The organism is Streptomyces mutabilis (genome assembly GCF_014649815.1).
GTDB classification, from domain to species: domain Bacteria; phylum Actinomycetota; class Actinomycetes; order Streptomycetales; family Streptomycetaceae; genus Streptomyces; species Streptomyces mutabilis.
Genome location: NZ_BMTT01000004.1, coordinates 143,043 through 160,323, shown reverse-complemented (window position 1 = coordinate 160,323; position 17,281 = coordinate 143,043). Strand labels below are relative to the sequence as shown.

Genomic DNA, 17,281 nt, shown 5'->3' with positions numbered 1-17,281 from the left:
TGTGGGGCGGAAGGGCGAACTCGGTGCGTGGCCGCCCGGTGACGCAGACATACCGGTGCGCCGGTGCGCCGGTGCGTCCGCGTCAGGTCTCACGGCCGGACGGCCGTCACCGTCACCCGTCCGCCCGTGCCCGCCGAGCCCCGCTGCCGGTGGCGAACGGGAGCAGCAACATGGTGATCAGCCCGCTGACCGCCAAGACGCACGTCAGCCGGGGCGATGACCAAGCTCGGCGCTCGGGACCGGGCGCAACTGGTGCTCTTCGCCTACGAGTCGGGGCTGGTGGAGGCGCGGCGGCGCTGATGCGCACCCCCGGTCCTCCGTCCGCTCACGGCACCCGCGCCGTCCACTCCGCGGACCCGAACTCGGTGCGCGCCGGCTCCCGGGCCCGCGCCAGCTCCTCGTCGGTCACCTTGCCGTGGGTGAGCCCGTACCGGCCGCCGAACGACGTGATCATCCGCTCGATCACGGCCTCGCGCGGCAACCCCGCCTGCCGGCGCAGCGGATCCACCCGCTTCCTCGGGCACTTGGTGCCCTTGTCGGAACATCTTCTCCCGCCCGATGCGCAGCACCTCCAGCATCTTGTCGGCGTCGATGTCGTAGGACATGGTCACGTGGTGCAGCACGGCACCGGGGCCGCCACCGGGACCGACGACGCGCTTCTGCGCGGCGCCCGCGACCTCGCCCTGGTCGGTGGCGATGTCGTTCAGCGGCTGGTACCAGGCGCGGATCCCCAGCTCGCCGAGCGCGTCGAGCACTCAGTCGTCGAGGTAGGCGTAGCTGTCCTGGAAGGAGAGCCCCTGCACCAGCGCGTCCGGCACCGACAGCGAGTAGGTGATCGGGTTGCCGGGCTCCACGAAGGTCGGACCGGGACGACGCTACGAGCCGGCTTGATCACGGGCAGGGGCCTGCTCGCCCTGCCGGGTGCGAGGCGGTACCCGGCAGGGCGCGGCGCTCACGGCACGCGCGCGGTCCACTGCTCGGTCGAGAACTTCGTCCGCACCAGTTCCTCCGCGCGGGTCATCTCCTCCGCTGTGACTTCGCCGGTGGTCAGTCCGTAGCGGTTGCGGAAGGAGGCGACCATGTTCTCGATGACCTGCTCCCGCGCGAGGCCCGTCTGCCGGCGGAGCGGGTCGACGCGCTTCTTGGCGCTCTTGGTGCCCTTGTCGGACATCTTCTCCCGCCCGATGCGCAGCACCTCCAGCATCTTGTCGGCGTCGATGTCGTAGGACATCGTCACGTGATGGAGGACGGCTCCAGGGCCGCCATCAGGGCCGACCACACGCTTCTGGGCCGCACCGGCGATCTTGCCGGCCTCGGTGGCGATGTCGTTCAGGGGCTGGTACCAGGCCTTGATGCCCATGTCGCCGAGTGCGCCGAGCACCCAGTCGTCGAGGTAGGCGTAGCTGTCTGCGAAAGAGAGGCCCGAGACCAGGGACTCCGGCACGGACAGGGAGTACGTGATCGTACTCATGGGCTCTACGAACATGGCCCCACCACCGGAAATACGGCGAACCACGGTCATCCCGTGCTTCGCGGCCCCTTCGGGGTCCACCTCGTTCCGCAGGGACTGGAAGCTGCCGATCACCACTGAAGGCGAGGCCCACTCCCATACCCGTAGGGTCGGGGCTCGCCGCCCGGCGGCCACCTCGGCGGTGATCACCTCGTCCAGCGCCATGTGCAGGGCCGGTGCCTGCGGCTCCATGTGCACCAGCTGCCAGTCGTAGTCGCTCCACTCGGTCGCGTGGGCCAGAGCACGCCGGACGGCGATGCCGACCCCCTCTGCCGTCAGCCCGAACATCACGGTCGACTCCGGCAGCGCCGCCGTGATCCGGGCAGCCAGCCCTGCGGCGTCCGTCGATGAGGGTGAACCCTCAAGGGCTGTGTTGATCGAGAGGATCGCTTCGTCCGGCTCCAGGAAGAAATCCCCGGCGACTCGTACGTTGCGCAGGACACCGTCCTCGACATCCAGATCCACGACGACCAGCTTGCCGCCGGGCACTTTGTACTCGCCATGCACGGCTTCGTTTCCTTCCAGTGCGCTGTACGTGTCCTGAGCCTGCTGCTCTGCGTTCGGACAGATGCGTACATCTTTTGGATTGCACCTTAATGCCCGTCCGTAACGGGCGATGCGGCCCCGAGGGAACTGGAGGGGGAATGATGCCGACATGCTGTCCGACTGCCTCCTTGTGGGAAACAGGCCCGGCGTACAGCCGACTTGTCTGCCGCCGACTGGGGAGCTTGTCGCGTTAGGCGGCGGGAAGTCCTCGTAGGTCCCTCTGACAGCACTGAAGGCCCCTGGGACGGCGAGGCGGGGTGGCTCCGCGGAGACTGCTCGCTCCGCCTGTCGCCGTCGACCTCGACACAGCTGACACGGTGCCGAGGATTGGCCGCAGCGCGGGTTTCGCGCTGGCGAACGATCTCCTGGCTGCACGGCTTGCGCCGCCCGCGCATCCACGGAGTCGTGATTCCGCACGGGGACGATCTCGTGGCCGTCCACCCAGCGGCGGTCGGCAGGCTGCCCGCCGCCCTGGGTGGAGCAGACAGTGCTCGACCGCCACCCACGGTGTGCCGGCGTGCTGTCCTGTGGAGGCTGAGGTTGGGAGACGCTTCACTGCCAACCGCGCACACTCCTGGCAGGAGTCCAAGAGGTAACCGACTGAGAGTTCAGCTGAGGGCGCGGTTGCTTCGACCTCGACGAGAACGTCCGGCTCGAAGAGATACTCGAGGCCTTACCGAAGCCGAAGGTGGTCTTCGACATGCCTCCGGCGGGTTCGGGCACGCTCCGGTGGCATGAGCCGGCCCGCCTCCATCGGCGTCCGTCTGCTCACAGCGGCCTGGGGCGCCGGCTGTGGGGTTCCCTACCTCTCCGGCCCGGCGATGTGGAGGATCGCAGACCCCCGCCCCAGCGAGGCCAGTCGCACCGTCAAGGCCTGCCTATAGGCAACCCCTATAGCATGTGCTCATTTTTCGTCTTTGCCTCCCATTCCTTTCCGGCTCTACGGTGAAACCTCTCGACGAGGCAAGATGCGTACCCGGCCCCAGTATCAGAGCCCCCGTACTTGTCTCCCTTTGAAGTCGAATGACCGATTCGCATTTGAGAGGGCAAGCGGCATGACCACAGCCAATTTTGATTCAAGGGTGCAAGAATTCGCAGGAAAGCGAGTCTTGGTCACGGGCGGTTCGCGCGGAATCGGCGCGGCTGTCGTGCGCCAGTTCCTGGACGCGGGCGCCGAGGTGCTCACTACCGCCAGGTCGCGGGCGAGCACGGTGCCGGAGGGTGTGGCCTTCGTGGAGGCCGATGTGCGGACGCAGGCCGGAGTGAAGGCAGTCGCCGAGGCCGCGCAGGAGGCCCTCGGTGGGGTGGACGTTCTGGTCAACAACGCAGGTGGAGCGCGGCCCTTCAGGAGCGCCTTGGCCATCCCCGACGAGGAGTGGCAGGACCAGCTGGATCTGAACTACCTGGCGTCGGTGCGGCTGGACTCGCTGCTGACTCCGGGGATGCGGGAGCGGGGTTCGGGTGCGGTCGTGCACGTCTCCTCGGCCGCCGTTCCCACCTCTGCACCGGCCTTCTTGCACTACACGGCGGCGAAGGCGGCGCTGCAGAATTACAGCAGGGGACTGGCTCTGGAGCTGGCTCCGTCCGGGGTCCGGGTCAACGCGGTGTCCCCCGGCAGGATCGCCACCCCCGGCGGCGAGGCAACGCGGGAACAGCACATGAGCCTTGACGAGGGGGCGGACCAGGAGGACACCACCCCTCCGATGGGGCGCGATGGCCGGCCCGACGACATCGCGGACGCGGTGTTGTTCCTTGCATCGGGCCGAGCGAGCTGGCTGACCGGAAGAACTCTCACGGTGGACGGCGGCGAGTTCCCCGTGGGCTGACGCCGAGGCAGTGGGGAAGGACTGGACGGGGAATCGAAGAAGTAGGGATCCTGGAAATGAACGAGACATACAGCGGCAAGAACGTAGTGATCACGGGCGGCAGCAGCGGCATAGGTTTCGCGACGGCGAAGCTGCTGGTGGACGCCGGGGCACGCGTGGTGATATCCGGCCGTTCCCAGAGCACCCTCGACGCCGCCAGGGAGCGCCTCGGCAAGAACGCGCTGGCTTTCCGGAGCGACGTGGCCTCGCTGGCCGACCTGGACGCTCTGGCTGCTTACGTACGGGGCGAACTCGGAACGGTGGACGCCTTGTTCGCCAACGCGGGTGTCACCATCCCCACGCCCTTCGTGTCGACGACCGAGGAGATGTTTGATGAATCGTTCGCGATCAACGTCAAGGGTGCCTTCTTCACGGTGCAGAAGCTCGCCCCGCTGCTGAGCACGGGCGCCGGCGTCGTCCTGACGACCTCGGTCGCCAACGCCATGGGCTTGCTGGAGTCCAGCGTCTATGCGGCCAGTAAGGCAGCGCTGCGCTCCATGGCCCGCAGTCTCTCCCGCGAGCTCCTTCCACGCGAGATCCGCGTCAATGCGGTCAGCCCCGGCCCGGTCGACACGGGGATCTTGGAGAACACGATGACCAAAGAGGCCGCGGATCAGTTCAAGGCGGAACGGGTCGCGGATAACCCCATGCACCGTTTCGGGGCTCCGGAGGAAGTCGCCAGGGCCGTGGCGTTCCTGGCCTTCGACGCCACTTACACCACGGGCGCCGAGTTGGCAGTGGACGGAGGCGCCACCCAGTTGTGAGTAAGCCCTGACCTGTTGGCGGAGAATTCGGTGTAGTGCCAGGTCTCTTCACGCAGGAAGCCGAGCAGGGCCATCTCCGCCGGGCCCGCGCCGGGCCGGACCGCAGCGACGGTGGGCATGGAAACGGCGGGAAGGACGGGACGCGTGAGGTGCTCGAACCCAGGAGGTACCGCGGAGGCCGGTACGAGAGTCACCCCCAGCCCGTGGGCGGCCCAGCGCACCGCCGTCGCCGTCTGGGAGACGCGGGCGACCGTGGTCGGGGCCAGTCCGTTGTCCCGCAAGACGTCCCGCAGCACTCCGTCGAGCGCGCTGCCGTGGTCGAACCTGATCCACGGCTCCCGCGCCACTTCGCGCAGTTCGACCCGGTCCGCGGCGAGCCGCGCCCGCTCGAAACCCAGCACCACGACGAACTCCTCGTCGCCGAGGTGGTGGCCCTCGTAAAGGCCGTCCTTGCACGGCCCGCCCATCAGGCCGAGGTCCACCACGCCCCGGCGGGCCAGCCGCTCCAGCTCGGCGGGATTCGCCTCCTCGAACACAGTGATTTCCAGCCGCGGGAAACGGCGGCGCAACGCGCTCAGCGCGCCCGGCAGCTGCCGGGTGCCCAGTCCCATCTGCGCCGCGACCACCAGTTCGCCCTCCAGCTCATCGGCACCGGCCCGTGCTGTCGCCCTCGCCCGCCGCGCCGCCCTCACCGCGACCTCCGCGTCCCGCAGGAATGCGCGACCGACCGCGGTGGGCACCAGCCCGGCCGACGTTCGGGCGAACAGCGTTACACCGAGTTCCCGCTCCAGGCCGCGAATCTGCTGGGACACCGATGGCTGGGCAACACGTAACGACTCCGCCGCCGCCGTTACCGAGCCTGCCTCCGCCACAGCCAGGGCGTACTCGAACTGACGAATGGTCACCTTCTCAGCCTCCCCTCGGGCCGGGCCACGGCCCACCGCGTCGTACCTGGAGTCCTGCACGGTGCCCGACGAGACCGCCCCACACCGTAACGGCCGGCCACCAGCCGCAGCGCAGCTCAGGCATGGCCCCCGAACAGCCACAACGTCCTCGGCCACGGACACCGACGACTGTCCACCGCGGAAGCGGCAACGCGATCGCGACCAAGCCGTATTCCCGTTCCTGCGCCCCGGCACAGGATGGCTCGGTAGCCCAGTCAGGCGAAGCCAGAGCTACTTCGGTGACCATCAGGGCCCTCGCACGTCCCACAGCCCGGTCGGTGTTGCCGGTGTAGGACGACAGATCGGCCCATTCATCGAGCAGGATCCGGTTGGAGCGTTCGACCTTGCCGTGATCTCCAGTCGGTAGTCGCGGGTGAGCTTGCCGGTTGCGCTTCGGTCGTCCATGGGCTGCTGCCAGGCGAAGATCTTGCAGCAGGGCCAGGCAGTGTCCGTCAGGGCCCGTTCGATGGGGGCGAACCCGCTGGTGGCGAAGAATGCTGCGACGTGTCGCCGATGTGAGCGGGTGAACTCTATTGATCTTGGTGTCCGCAATCGAACTTCTGAGGGTTGCGCTACGCTCTTCGCGATGGAAGGGGGGCGTGTAAAGGTGTCGCTATTGGAAGCAGAGCCGTACGTCGGCCGGCATTGCGAGTCGACCACGCTCGTGAATCTGTTGCGGCAGCGAGAGGTCGACTTGTCGGAGTCGTTCGTCTTCGGGCTCGCCGGTGGCCTGTCCTTCATCTACTGGCGGACGAAGCAGATGCCGACGCCGTTCGTCGGCGGCCGCATCAAGCCCGACACGCTGACGGACAATCTCGCGGACGCGCTGGAACTGAGGCTGTCCGTTTACGAGACGTCATCGGCGAAGCGGGCGCGGGACCATCTGCTGGCCGAGCTTGACTCCGGTACCCTTGTCGGACTCAAGCTCGACCGCTACTGCCTCGACTACTCCACCGACGCCTTCCGGTTCGCGGCACACTATGTCGCCTGCGTCGGATATGACGACGACCGTTTCGCCTTGGTCGAGACCCAGCCACTCGGCCTGCAATGGGCCTCCGGCGAATCCCTCGCGACCGCGCGAAATCCCCGCGGTCCGATGAGTTCACGCAACCGCGCCTTCACCCTCGACCTTCCGAAGGCCGGCCTCCCCGACCTGGAAAGAGCGGCGCTCAACGGCATCAGAACAGCGGCGGAGACCTTCCTCGATCCGCCGATTTCCAATTTCGGGTACAAGGGCATGCACAAAGTCGCCGACCTGATGCCGCAGTGGCTGGACGACCTCGATTCGCCCGCCGACGGCCTCTCGGAGATCAGCACGATCATGGAGGACGCAGGAACGGGCGGGGGCCTGTTCCGCAAGATGTGGGCGGAATTCCTCGCGGAGACGGCCGAGATCACCGGGATCGATGAATTCCACGAGACCTCGGACGCCTACCGCGAGGTGTCGAAGAAGTGGACCGAAGTGGCCGCACTCGTGAACGAGGCGGGTGCTTCGTCTTCCCGGGGATCCCTCAACAGCGCGTCGAAGATCGTCCGCGAGGCCGCGGACAAGGAGCAGCAGCTGATGCAACGCCTGTTGGACCTGTCGGGCTGAGGAGTACACGACGGCAGGACGTCGTCCCATAACGCCATACTGCCCGATCGCGGGCCGGAGGAAGAGATCGATGCGGCACACCATCTGCGGCTGGCCCTGCACCGACGGGATCTGCTGAGCGGCGGACACGAGGAAGGGGAAGCCATCCGCTGGCCGGCTTGGAGGGTGTACGGCACGAGTCGGACCTGAGCCGGGAGCGGTCCCGCTTCCCTGCCCTTACGGCGGCCTACTTGCTGTATGCCTGCTTCCAGCGTGTCCGGTGCCGGGCGTCCCCCTGGCCGGCACCGTTGATGTCCGCGAGCGACATCAAGGAGGCTCCCCCGTTCCACGCGCCGAGGTGGTCACGGTGTATGGCGAGGATCCCGTGCTGTACCGCGAACTTCTCCGACGGACGGCTGAACCGGGTGGTCGTCACGAAGACGGCCAGATCGGCGCCGAAATGCACCCGGGCTCCCAGCAGATCACGCAGTTCGCGGCTCGCAATCGTGCTGGTCGGTGCGTATCGCTTGCACTGAATCACCATGCTGCGGCCGTCCGGAAGACGGCCGAGGACATCGGCCCCGTTGTCGTTCGCGCCGCCCACCCGGCGTACCTCGACGCACCCGTCCCGTCGGCAAAGGCTCGCGACCAGTTCCTCGAACTCCGTACCGGTCATCGCGTCAACCTCGGGCAGCGTCCGTCGACCGGCATTGATCAGATCGGCCTGACGCCACAGGTGGTCCCTCTGGCGTACCAGCCGGTCAGTGCGCCATAGCCACCAAGCGGCCGCTACCACGCCGCTCAGCAGCAGTGCCCCGGTGACGTAGGGCCAGACCACCGACCAGAACATCACCAGGAGAGCTATGGCGATGGCCCCGCACACCGACGCCCGCTTCAGCCGGGCCACCCTCCGCTTTCGCGCAGCCGCACCTCGTCCACGCCGAGCCGCCATACCTGCCTCCCGCCCCCGGCCACCTCGATACCGCAGTCTGACCAACGAAGGCAGGCCCGAGTAGAGCGCGGAGTCGGCCACTGGCCGGATCAGGCGGGGGGCCGGCGACTGCCAGATCCTTGTCGAGCAGGGGCAGGCGCTGGATGACGCCGTTGCGGTGTCGGCCGGTCAGTGACACCGCGAGCGGAGTGGTGCGGTCGGTCAGCGGCGATCCGGTCGATGGGCGGGAAGGGTTTGCCGGTCCACGCTCAGTCGGCGCCGCCGCGTGCTCCGCTCCGGATATCGGGTGGCCAGTGTGGCGCCGATCCCCTCTGTGCCCGCATCGTGCTCGGCTACCTGCGGGCCGGGCGCGAGCTGTCGGTTGAGCGCGTGGCTCAGGGCTGACTCGGACTCCCCTCCGGTGTACTCAGCCGCGCTCAGCGACGAGCGGTCCCCCCGAGGGCTCTGCCTCCAGGAGCGCGAGCAGTCCGGGGAATCTCTTCTCGATGTCCGCGCGTCGTAGTCGGATTCCCTTGCGGTTGCCGTAGTCGATCTCGTCAATGAGACCTGCCTCGCGCAGGACGCGGAAGTGGTGAGTCTGGGTCTGCTTCGAGATCGGGAGATCGAACGAGTTGCAGCCCCGCTCGTTGTCGCTGTGGTCGGCGGCCAACTGCGTCATCACCGAACGACGGTGCTCGTCGGCGAGGGCGCGGAACACCGCACCCAGATCGAGCACGTCGGTCTTCGGGCCGGCCAGGTTCTTCCCGGTCACGCGGCACCCCCTTCAGGTATGACTTGAATCGTACCTGAGGATGTGCTCCACTGAGGTACGAGATTTTTCGTACCTAGGTCCGATGTCGCTGCCCCGCGCCGCCGCGCCCTGATACCCGGCCCCGGCACTCGCCGGGACCTGCTCATCGACTCTCCGAGAGGTCATCGTCATGAAGAAGCCCGAAGTGCTGATAGTCGGTGCCGGAATCGCAGGGCCCGCACTCGCGTACTGGCTCTCCCGGAACGGGTACCGGCCGACGGTCGTCGAACATGCCCGGCAGCTGCGCTCCGGTGGTAGTGCGATCGTCGTGAAGGGGCCCGCGATCCCGGTCGCCGACCGCATGGGCATCCTTCCGCAACTCCGCGGGCTCGCCACCCGCAATCGGTCACTGACCTTGCTCGACCCCGGCGGCAGGCGCATCCTGCAGATCCCGCTCGCATCGGACGAGGCGCCGACGGTCGAGGTGACCCGAGCCGACCTGTCCGAGGTGCTCCACCGGTCGGCGCGGACCGAGGCCGAGTTCGTGTTCAACGACACGGTCACCGCTCTTGAGCAGGACGGAGGTGGTGTAGACGTCACCTTCCGGCGGTCCGCGCCACGGCGCTTCGACTTGGTAGTCGGTGCCGACGGGATGCACTCCACCGTACGGCGCCTGGTATTCGGACCCGAGCGGCAGTTCGCGAGCGATCTGGGCCTGTACGGCGCGACCGTGCCGCTGGAACCCGAGGCCATCGAGGACCCGAGCGAGATGACGATGCTGACCGTGCCGAATCGGATGCTGGTCGTCCACCCCTCGCGGACCACTCCGCTCGCGATCTTCACTTTCCGGGCCGTGCAGCCGACGCCCCACGACCGCAAGAACATCGCCCTGCACAAGCGGACCGTGGCCGACGCCTACGCCGACGTGCGGTGGCGGGCACCGGAATTCGTGGCGGCGTTCCTCGACCACCCGGCGCCGTTCTTCGACCCCCTGACCACCGTCCGGGTGCCCTCGTGGTCCCGCGGACGGGTCGTACTGCTCGGGGACGCGGCGGCGGCGACAGCCCTGCTGGGCGACGGGTCCAGCATGGCGATGGCGGGCGCGCACGCCCTCGCAGAGGAGCTCGCCGCCCATCCCGGTGATCACGCTCGCGCCTTCGCCGCCTACGAGTCGCGGCTCCGCCGTGAGGTAGGTCCGCGGCAGCGACGCGTCGGTCTGCTCTCCAGGCTCATGGTGCCCCGCACCCGGCCGGGCCTCGCGGTGCGCAACGCGGTGGGCCGAGCGGTCGCTCGGACGAACCGCATCGCCTCTCGCGAAGCCGTAAACCGGTAGACCGAGCCGGCACCGACCGGTCCCGGCGCTCGGCACGACCAGGGTGTGCCGGTGACTTCCCTCGTCGTTGGCATCGCTCGGCAGGTAGTGGCCGCCACCGGTTGGGGCGGGCCTCACTTCGCCCTCAGGTCATGATCGTGCCGACGGCTGAGCGGGACCGGCAGCGCCATCGGGCCGAACGCCTCATCGACCCGGGGGCAGCGCACACTGCCCACGGAAGGTCGAGTACGGAACCCCCCGGTAGCGGTGCCGGACGAGTGGACCCCCGACGACCGGGGCGACGTGCCGCCCTGTCCGTGACAGGGCGTGCGGTGGCCAGCTGTGGCGTTCACGGCGCGTACTGGCCGGCCTCTGTTCCCAGGACGTGCAGCAGGGTCAGGGCTTCGGCACTGGGGGATCCCGGTGGTGCGCTGTAGAGCACGAGGCACTGGTCGTGGTCGGCGAGGATGAGGGTGTCGCAGTCGACCGTGACCTCACCGACGGCCGGGTGGCGGAAGGTTTTGGTGAGCGTGGGCGGTGGTTGAATGTCGTGGCGTTCCCAGAGGCGGACGAAGTCAGCGCTGCCGTCGTGGAGTTCGTCGACGAGGCCGTTCACCACGGGATCCTCCGGGTAGCGGGCGAGGGCGACGCGGAGCTGCGTCACGACATTCAGCCGGAATCCGGCGGCGTCGGAGGCCCCGTACGGTGGCCCACCGGTGGAGCTCGCGCCGAGGAAGACCCGGCGTGCGAGGTTGCGGTCCTTCGGGCCGAGCGGGGTGAAGTCTTCCATGAGCGTCGCCGCGAGGCTGTTCCACGCGAGGACCTCGAACACGGCGGACGTCACGATGCCGGCCGTGTGGGGCAGCCGCTCGAGCAGCGCGAGGATGCTGGGGCGGACGTCGCGCCGGTGCAGTCGGGTGCGGTTCGGCGCCGTACCCGCGAGGACGTGAAGGTGGTCGGACTCTGCGTCGGTGAGCCGTAGCGCGCTGGCGATCGCGGCCAGGACGTCACCCGAGGGGCGCGGTGCCCTGCCCTGCTCGAGGCGGATGTAGTACTCGGTGGAGATGTGGGCGAGGACTGCCAATTCCTCGCGGCGAAGACCTGGCGTGCGACGGCGTGGTCCGGTGGGGAAGCCGACGTCCTGCGGGCGGAGCCGCTCACGCCGGCTGCGCAGGAATGCCCCGAGTTCGTGCTTGTCCATACGCACAGTGTGCGCGCCACCGGGCGGCTTGAGCCTGGTACTGCCTGTACCTGTATCCGGCCGGCCGCCGACAACATGCTGTCGGTCATGGCGAACACCACCGACAGCACGCCCGTCGGGCTGCTGACCGACAAGGTCATCTTCATCACCGGCGCCAGCCGCGGCATCGACGGAGCCTGGACATGCTGATCACACACACCGACCAGATCGTGCCCATCACCGTGTTCGCGAGGACGTCAGTACCCCCCGAGACCGCATTCGCCGTCATCGCACCGATCGATCTCTCCCTGGTTTTCACAGCGGACCGCTTCTTCCCCGGCATCAGCCACGTCGAGAAGCAGCATGACGCATGGGATCACGTCGGCGTGGCACGCGAGCCGCACTTCACCGACGGATCCCACGTCACGGAGCGACTGACCGAGTACACGGCACCGCACGGATTCGCCTACGAACTCACCGAGTTCACCAACGTGCTCAGCGCCATGGCGCAGGGCGTGCGCGGCGAGTTCTCGTTCCTTCCCGATGGTGGCGGCTCGATCATCCGGTGGACCTACGAGTTCAAACCCCGCCCCGGACGTCGATGGATCCTCCGCGGGCCGTTCAAGCCTTTTTGGAAGCGCTACATGCAGCGCGCCTTGGACCGCATGGCCGACGTCGCCGAAGTGCGGGACCCTCGGTAGCCAATCCGAGGACGGCGCCCGGCGCCACGTCGAAGCGGTAGAGCGCTGGAAGAAGCGTGATCCCGGACGTGCCAACGGTCTCCACGTGCTGAGGCACACGTACGCGTCCCTCGTCCTCGAGGCAGACGAGTCGGTCGTGACCCTCGCCAAGTGGTTGGGGCACTCGTCGCCGACCATCACCCCCGACCACTACGCCCACTTCATGCCGGAGGCCGGGGGAAGAAGGGGCGCAGGGCGGGCGATAGCCTTCTGGGGGAGCGGGAGAAGGAGGCCGCTGGTGCAAACTCCCCAGATCCTCCCCGGGACCCGTCCTGAGTGCCCACCCCCTGGGCCGCGACACGTAAACAACGAGGTGAGAGGCCCTGTGTTCACGACCCGTCCCACCCTCCAGGGCACCTTCGGCATGGTCTCCTCCACCCACTGGCTGGCCTCGCAGTCGGCCATGGCGGTGCTGGAGGACGGAGGCAACGCCTACGACGCCGCCGTGGCGGGTGCCTTCGTGCTGCACGTCGTCGAGCCGCACCTGAACGGACCCGCCGGGGAGGTACCGATCCTGCTCGCCCCGGCGGGCGGCGAGGTGCGCGTGCTGTGCGGGCAGGGCGTGGCACCGGCCGGGGCGACCGTCGCGCACTACAAGGGACTCGGCCTCGACCTCGTCCCCGGCACCGGCCCGCTCGCCGCCGCCGTCCCCGGCGCCTTCGACGCCTGGCTGCTCCTGCTGCGCGACCACGGCACCAAGACACTGGCCGAGGTCCTGAAGTACGCCATCGGATACGCCGAACACGGGCACCCGCCCGTGGAGCGCATGACGGAGACCGTGGAGACCGTACGGGAACTCATCGAGACGGAGTGGACGTCCTCGGCCGCGATCTACCTCCCGGACGGCCGTCCGCCCCGTCCCGGCGTGCCCTTCCGCAACCCCGCCCTCGCCGCCACCTGGCAACGGCTGCTCGCCGAGACCGCCGGCGCGGGGGACCGGGAGGCGCGGATCGACGCGGCGCGGGAGGTCTGGCGCACCGGGTTCGTCGCCGAGGCCCTGGTACGGCAGGCAGGCCGGCCCACCATGGACACCAGCGGCGTGCGCCACACCGGCACCCTCACGGCCGCCGACCTCGCCGGCTGGTCGGCGCACTACGAGGCTCCCGCCACGTACGACTGGAACGGCTGGACCCTGTGCAAGGCCGGCCCCTGGAGCCAGGGCCCGGTACTGCTCCAGCAACTGGCGCTGCTCCCGCCCGAACTGCCCCGATACGGCTCCGCCGACTACGTCCACCTGCTGATCGAGGGCTGCAAGCTCGCCATGGCCGACCGGGAGGCCTGGTACGGGGACGCGGACGGCGCGGACGAGGTGCCGCTCGACGACCTGCTGTCGCCCGAGTACAACGCGGCACGGCGGGCACTCGTCGGCGACAAGGCGTCCTTCGAACTGCGGCCCGGCAGCCCGCGCGGACGCGTCCCGCGGCTCAGCGCGCACGCGCGCGTGGCGGCCGTGGAGGGGGAGGGCTTCGACGCCCTGGGCGTCGGTGAGCCGACGGTGGCCAAGAGCCCGAGGTCGCCGGTGCCGGGCGAACCGGACGTCGCCGCCGACGGAGGCACCCGTGGCGACACCTGCCACCTGGACATCGTCGACCGCTGGGGCAACATGGTCTCGGCCACGCCCAGCGGCGGCTGGCTCCAGTCCAACCCCGTCGTACCCGAACTGGGCTTCCCGCTCGGCACCCGGCTGCAGATGACCTGGCTCGAGGAGGGCCTGCCCAACTCGCTCACGCCGGGCCGCCGGCCGCGCACCACGCTCACGCCCTCCATCGCCCTGCGCGACGGGGTGCCGGTCATGGCCTTCGGCACCCCCGGCGGCGACCAGCAGGACCAGTGGCAGACGCACTTCTTCCTCGCGGTCGCCCTGCGCGGTCACGTGCGCGGCGGCCTCGATCTCCAGGGCGCCATCGACGCCCCGAACTGGCACAACGACAGCTTCCCCGGCTCCTTCTTCCCGCGCGGCATGCGGGCGGGCAGCGTCACCGTCGAGTCCCGCATGCCGGCCGAGGCCGTCGAGGAACTGCGCCGACGCGGGCACGACGTGACGGTCGGCGAGGCCTGGTCGGAGGGCCGGCTGTGCGCGGTCGCGCGGGACCCGGAGACGGGTGTGCTGTCGGCGGCGGCGAACCCGCGCGGAATGCAGGGGTACGCGGTCGGGCGCTGACCCGGCAGGTGCGGGACGGCCCCGCACCGCCTGTTCGTGCCGATTCCACCCGGAGCACACCACCCGGGTGGGGATTGTCAGTGGCGCGTGCTCTCATGGAGTCATGATCGAGAACAACGAAACCATCGACGAGTTTCTCGCCCGGCACGCCGACGACGTGGAGGAGGCCGTCCGCAAGGCGGCCGCGCAGGAGATCATGCCGCGCCGGCGCCGGCTCGAGGCCCACGAGGTCGACGAGAAGGCCGGCCCGCACGACCTGGTGACGGACGCCGACCGCAAGGCCGAGTTGTTCCTCACCGAGGCCCTGTCCGCCCTGCTGCCCGGCTCGGTCGTGGTCGGCGAGGAGGCGGTGCACGCCAACCCCGCCTCGTACGAGGCGCTGCACGGCGAGGCGCCGGTGTGGATCGTCGACCCGGTCGACGGGACGCGGCAGTTCGTGCACGGCGACCCGGGCTTCTGCACCCTGGTCGCGCTCGCCCACCACGGGGTGGTGCGGGCCTCGTGGACCTATGCCCCCGTCCCCGACCGGATGGCCACGGCGATCCGGGGCCAGGGCGCCTTCCTGGACGGCGAGCGGCTGCACGCGGGACCGCCCGAGCCCGGCCGTGAACTGCGGGTCGCCACCTCCCACCCGGACTACACGACGGACGAGCAGAAGCACGCCCTGCTCGGCCTGCGCACCCCGGGCGTGGCACCCCGGCCCTGCGGCTCGGCGGGCCTGGAGTACCTCGCCGTGGCCCGCGGTGAGCTCGACGCCACCGCGTTCTCCTGGGAGGCCGCCTGGGACCACGCGGCCGGCCTGCTCCTGGTGGAGGAGGCGGGCGGCACCCACCTGACCCGCACCGGCGAGCCGTTCCGCATCACGGGCGACAACGACCTGCCGTTCACCGCGGCCCGCGACGCCGCAACCGCACGCCGGGTGGTGGCCCTGCTGGCGGGCGAGGCGGCCTGACCGCCGGGGGAGTACTTCTCTCCGCACGGCGAATCCCGTAGTCCGGACCGCCGCCGTCAGGACGGCCGCCGTGGCCCGGGCGGCTGCCGTCAGGCCGGCACCGGCTCCTCGGCGAGGAACTTCTCCAGCAACTCCCGTGCGCGACGGTCGAAGTCGGCGTACTGGGCCTCGCGCTCGGCGCCCGCGACCGCGTCGCCGACCAGCAGATTGCCCTCGGCGTCGACGCGCTGCGGGCGCTCCTCCGCGTCGGGGAGCAGACCGACGGCCGAGTGGGAGAAGCCGCAGTAGTAGGCGATGCCCTCACTGAGATTGGTCTCCAGGAGGGAGTGCATCCCCTCCGTGACGGGGTCGTCGGCGGTGGCCCCGGCCAGGCCCAGCCACAGGATGCGCTTGCCCTCGAGGCGGGGCTTGCTGCGGCCGTAGGCGAACCCGTAGTTCCACACGCGGTCGATCCACCCCTTCAGGATGGCGGGCACGCTCTGCCAGTACACCGGGAAGACGGCGACGACGACGTCGGCGTCGAGAATGCGCCGCATATGGGCGTGCGTCTCGTCCGAGTACGCCTTCTCCCGGTTGCCCCAGTCCGGCTGATCCGCCACGTTCATCCGCGGGTCGAACCCCTCGGCGTGCAGATCGAGCAGGTCGATACGGAACCCGGCGGCCTCGAGCCGGGCGGCGGTACGACGGGCGGTGTGCGCCGTGAGGGAATCGGCGCGGTGGTGCGCGACGACCACGAGGGCTGTCCGGGCGTCGCTGCTGGGCTGCGTCACGGTGACTCCTGGTTGGTCTCGATGCCGCCGATACCGGTGGACGCCGGTCTCGACGCGGGCCGCCATGCGGGCTCCATCGATGCGATGAGTGATGAGTCCAGTACAGCCGCGGTCGCGTAGATGATCCATGGGAGAAGCGCTCCAGAACATAGGAGATCGTCTACAATGGGCGCCGTGGATCCCCTGAGTTCACTGCTGAGCGGCATCCGGGCCGAGGGCTCGGTCGTCAGCCACGCCGTACTGACGGCACCCTGGTCCATCCGCTTCACCGACGGCGCGCCGCTCACCATGGTCAGCGTGCTGCGCGGCGGCGGCACCCTGCTGCTGTCCGACGGCACCGAGCGGGCGGTCAGCGTGGGTGACACGGCCATCGTGCGCGGCCCCGCGCCGTTCCGCCTCGTGGACGGTCCCACCACTCTCGACCGCCCGCACACCGAGTACGAGATCGCCTGCTTCCCCCCGGACGCCGAGTGCACCGCCCAGGAACTCGGCGGCATCCGCTGGGGCACCGATCCGGACGGAGCGACCGCGCTGATCGTGGGCGCCTACCGCGCCTCGGGCCATCGGCACGAACGGCTCCTGCGCGCCCTGCCGTCCGTCCTGGTGATCAACGAGGACGTCGAGGTCTGCGCCTGGCTGGAGACGGCCGCCGCCGACGCCGCGCGGCTCCCGGCCGGTTCGCAGGCCCTGATGGACCGTCTCCTCGACTGGGCCCTGGTGTGCACGCTGCGCAACTGGTTCGACGAGGCGGGCGCGGACGCGCCCAGCTGGTACCGCGGCCTGGCCGACCCGGTGCTCGCCCCCGCTCTGCAGGCCTTCCACGGCCGCCCCGCCGAGCCCTGGACGGTGGCGTCGCTGGCCCATCAGGCGGGCGTCTCCCGGGCGCTGTTCGCCAAGCGCTTCACCGAGCTGATGGGCCGCCCACCCCTCGCCTACCTCACCGAATGCCGCATGGCCGACGCCGAGGCGCTCCTGACCGACACCGACCTCAGCATCGCCCAGATCGCCAAGTCCGTCGGCTATGCCGACGCCTTCGGCTTCAGCGCCGCCTTCAAACGCCACAAGGGCCAGAGCCCCAGCAGGTTCCGCGCCGCGGCGGCCTGATCCCGACGGGCCGTGCGGGCGGGGGGAAAGCGGGGTGAAGCCGCCTTCGCCGAGGGCCGCGCACGGCACCCGTCCGCCGGCAGCCCGCGGTACCCGGCGCGCTGCCGCCCACCCGAGGCCGCGGGCTGTCGGACCCCGGGCATATCCTGATCCCGAGTGGCCATCGGCTGACGAAGGG

14 protein-coding genes and 2 pseudogenes are annotated in these 17,281 nt (G+C 69.7%); 9 read left to right on the top strand and 7 right to left on the bottom strand.

What is annotated here, in order from left to right:
- Nucleotides 1-86: 86 nt before the first annotated feature.
- Nucleotides 87-300, top strand: a pseudogene (locus IE142_RS38735) (response regulator transcription factor); the annotation flags it as partial.
- A 25-nt stretch (nucleotides 301-325) separates the two neighbouring features.
- On the opposite strand, the pseudogene IE142_RS11485 reads toward IE142_RS38735, so the two are convergent.
- Nucleotides 326-866, bottom strand: a pseudogene (locus IE142_RS11485) (lipoate--protein ligase family protein); the annotation flags it as partial.
- Between the two features lie 86 nt (nucleotides 867-952).
- Nucleotides 953-2,017, bottom strand: a complete 1,065-nt coding sequence (gene lplAB, locus IE142_RS11480) for a lipoate-protein ligase LplAB (RefSeq protein WP_191885638.1) — start codon at nucleotides 2,015-2,017, stop codon at nucleotides 953-955.
- A gap of 1,094 nt (nucleotides 2,018-3,111) precedes the next feature.
- On the opposite strand from lplAB, the gene IE142_RS11475 reads away from it, so the two are divergent.
- A complete protein-coding gene (locus IE142_RS11475; protein WP_191885637.1) occupies nucleotides 3,112-3,882 on the top strand; it encodes an SDR family oxidoreductase in 771 nt (256 codons plus the stop codon).
- Between the two features lie 56 nt (nucleotides 3,883-3,938).
- The gene (locus tag IE142_RS11470) at nucleotides 3,939-4,685 is read left to right on the top strand and encodes an SDR family oxidoreductase (RefSeq protein ID WP_191885636.1); all 747 of its coding nucleotides are present in this window, start codon (nucleotides 3,939-3,941) and stop codon (nucleotides 4,683-4,685) included.
- Here IE142_RS11470 and IE142_RS11465 read toward each other — a convergent pair.
- Nucleotides 4,634-5,590 (bottom strand): LysR family transcriptional regulator, encoded by a 957-nt coding sequence (locus IE142_RS11465; RefSeq protein ID WP_043382850.1) that lies wholly within the window; start codon nucleotides 5,588-5,590, stop codon nucleotides 4,634-4,636. The two genes, IE142_RS11470 and IE142_RS11465, sit on opposite strands and share 52 nt — an antisense overlap.
- Nucleotides 5,591-6,215: 625 nt before the next feature.
- Here IE142_RS11465 and IE142_RS11460 point away from each other — a divergent pair.
- On the top strand, nucleotides 6,216-7,223 hold the full coding sequence (locus tag IE142_RS11460; protein WP_191885635.1) for a BtrH N-terminal domain-containing protein: 1,008 nt from the start codon (nucleotides 6,216-6,218) through the stop codon (nucleotides 7,221-7,223).
- A gap of 226 nt (nucleotides 7,224-7,449) precedes the next feature.
- On the opposite strand, the gene IE142_RS11455 is transcribed toward IE142_RS11460, so the two are convergent.
- Nucleotides 7,450-8,109, bottom strand: a complete 660-nt coding sequence (locus IE142_RS11455; protein ID WP_229830363.1) for a restriction endonuclease — start codon at nucleotides 8,107-8,109, stop codon at nucleotides 7,450-7,452.
- Between the two features lie 451 nt (nucleotides 8,110-8,560).
- On the bottom strand, nucleotides 8,561-8,905 hold the full coding sequence (locus tag IE142_RS11450; RefSeq protein ID WP_043377992.1) for an ArsR/SmtB family transcription factor: 345 nt from the start codon (nucleotides 8,903-8,905) through the stop codon (nucleotides 8,561-8,563).
- Nucleotides 8,906-9,074: 169 nt separating this feature from the next.
- Here IE142_RS11450 and IE142_RS11445 point away from each other — a divergent pair, with 169 nt between their 5' ends.
- A complete protein-coding gene (locus tag IE142_RS11445) occupies nucleotides 9,075-10,217 on the top strand; it encodes an FAD-dependent monooxygenase (RefSeq protein ID WP_191885634.1) in 1,143 nt (380 codons plus the stop codon).
- 328 nt (nucleotides 10,218-10,545) lie between these two features.
- On the opposite strand, the gene IE142_RS11440 is transcribed toward IE142_RS11445, so the two are convergent.
- Entirely contained in the window at nucleotides 10,546-11,397 is an 852-nt protein-coding gene (locus tag IE142_RS11440; RefSeq protein ID WP_191885633.1) for a helix-turn-helix transcriptional regulator, read from the bottom strand.
- Between the two features lie 182 nt (nucleotides 11,398-11,579).
- Here IE142_RS11440 and IE142_RS11430 point away from each other — a divergent pair, with 182 nt between their 5' ends.
- From IE142_RS11430 to IE142_RS11420, 3 genes are all read left to right on the top strand, one after another.
- A complete protein-coding gene (locus tag IE142_RS11430; RefSeq protein WP_191885632.1) occupies nucleotides 11,580-12,077 on the top strand; it encodes an SRPBCC family protein in 498 nt (165 codons plus the stop codon).
- Nucleotides 12,078-12,441: 364 nt separating this feature from the next.
- On the top strand, nucleotides 12,442-14,277 hold the full coding sequence (locus IE142_RS11425) for a gamma-glutamyltransferase family protein (protein ID WP_191885631.1): 1,836 nt from the start codon (nucleotides 12,442-12,444) through the stop codon (nucleotides 14,275-14,277).
- A gap of 103 nt (nucleotides 14,278-14,380) precedes the next feature.
- Entirely contained in the window at nucleotides 14,381-15,229 is an 849-nt protein-coding gene (locus tag IE142_RS11420; RefSeq protein WP_191885630.1) for an inositol monophosphatase family protein, read from the top strand.
- A gap of 89 nt (nucleotides 15,230-15,318) precedes the next feature.
- Here the strand turns inward: IE142_RS11420 and IE142_RS11415 are convergent, their stop codons facing one another.
- Nucleotides 15,319-15,999 (bottom strand): NAD(P)H oxidoreductase, encoded by a 681-nt coding sequence (locus IE142_RS11415; RefSeq protein ID WP_229830360.1) that lies wholly within the window; start codon nucleotides 15,997-15,999, stop codon nucleotides 15,319-15,321.
- A gap of 174 nt (nucleotides 16,000-16,173) precedes the next feature.
- Between IE142_RS11415 and IE142_RS11410 the strand changes: the two genes are divergently transcribed.
- Nucleotides 16,174-17,103 carry an AraC family transcriptional regulator gene (locus IE142_RS11410; RefSeq protein WP_440862268.1) on the top strand — a complete coding sequence of 310 codons (930 nt, stop codon included), beginning with the start codon at nucleotides 16,174-16,176 and terminating at the stop codon, nucleotides 17,101-17,103.
- The last annotated feature ends 178 nt before the right edge of the window (nucleotides 17,104-17,281 follow it).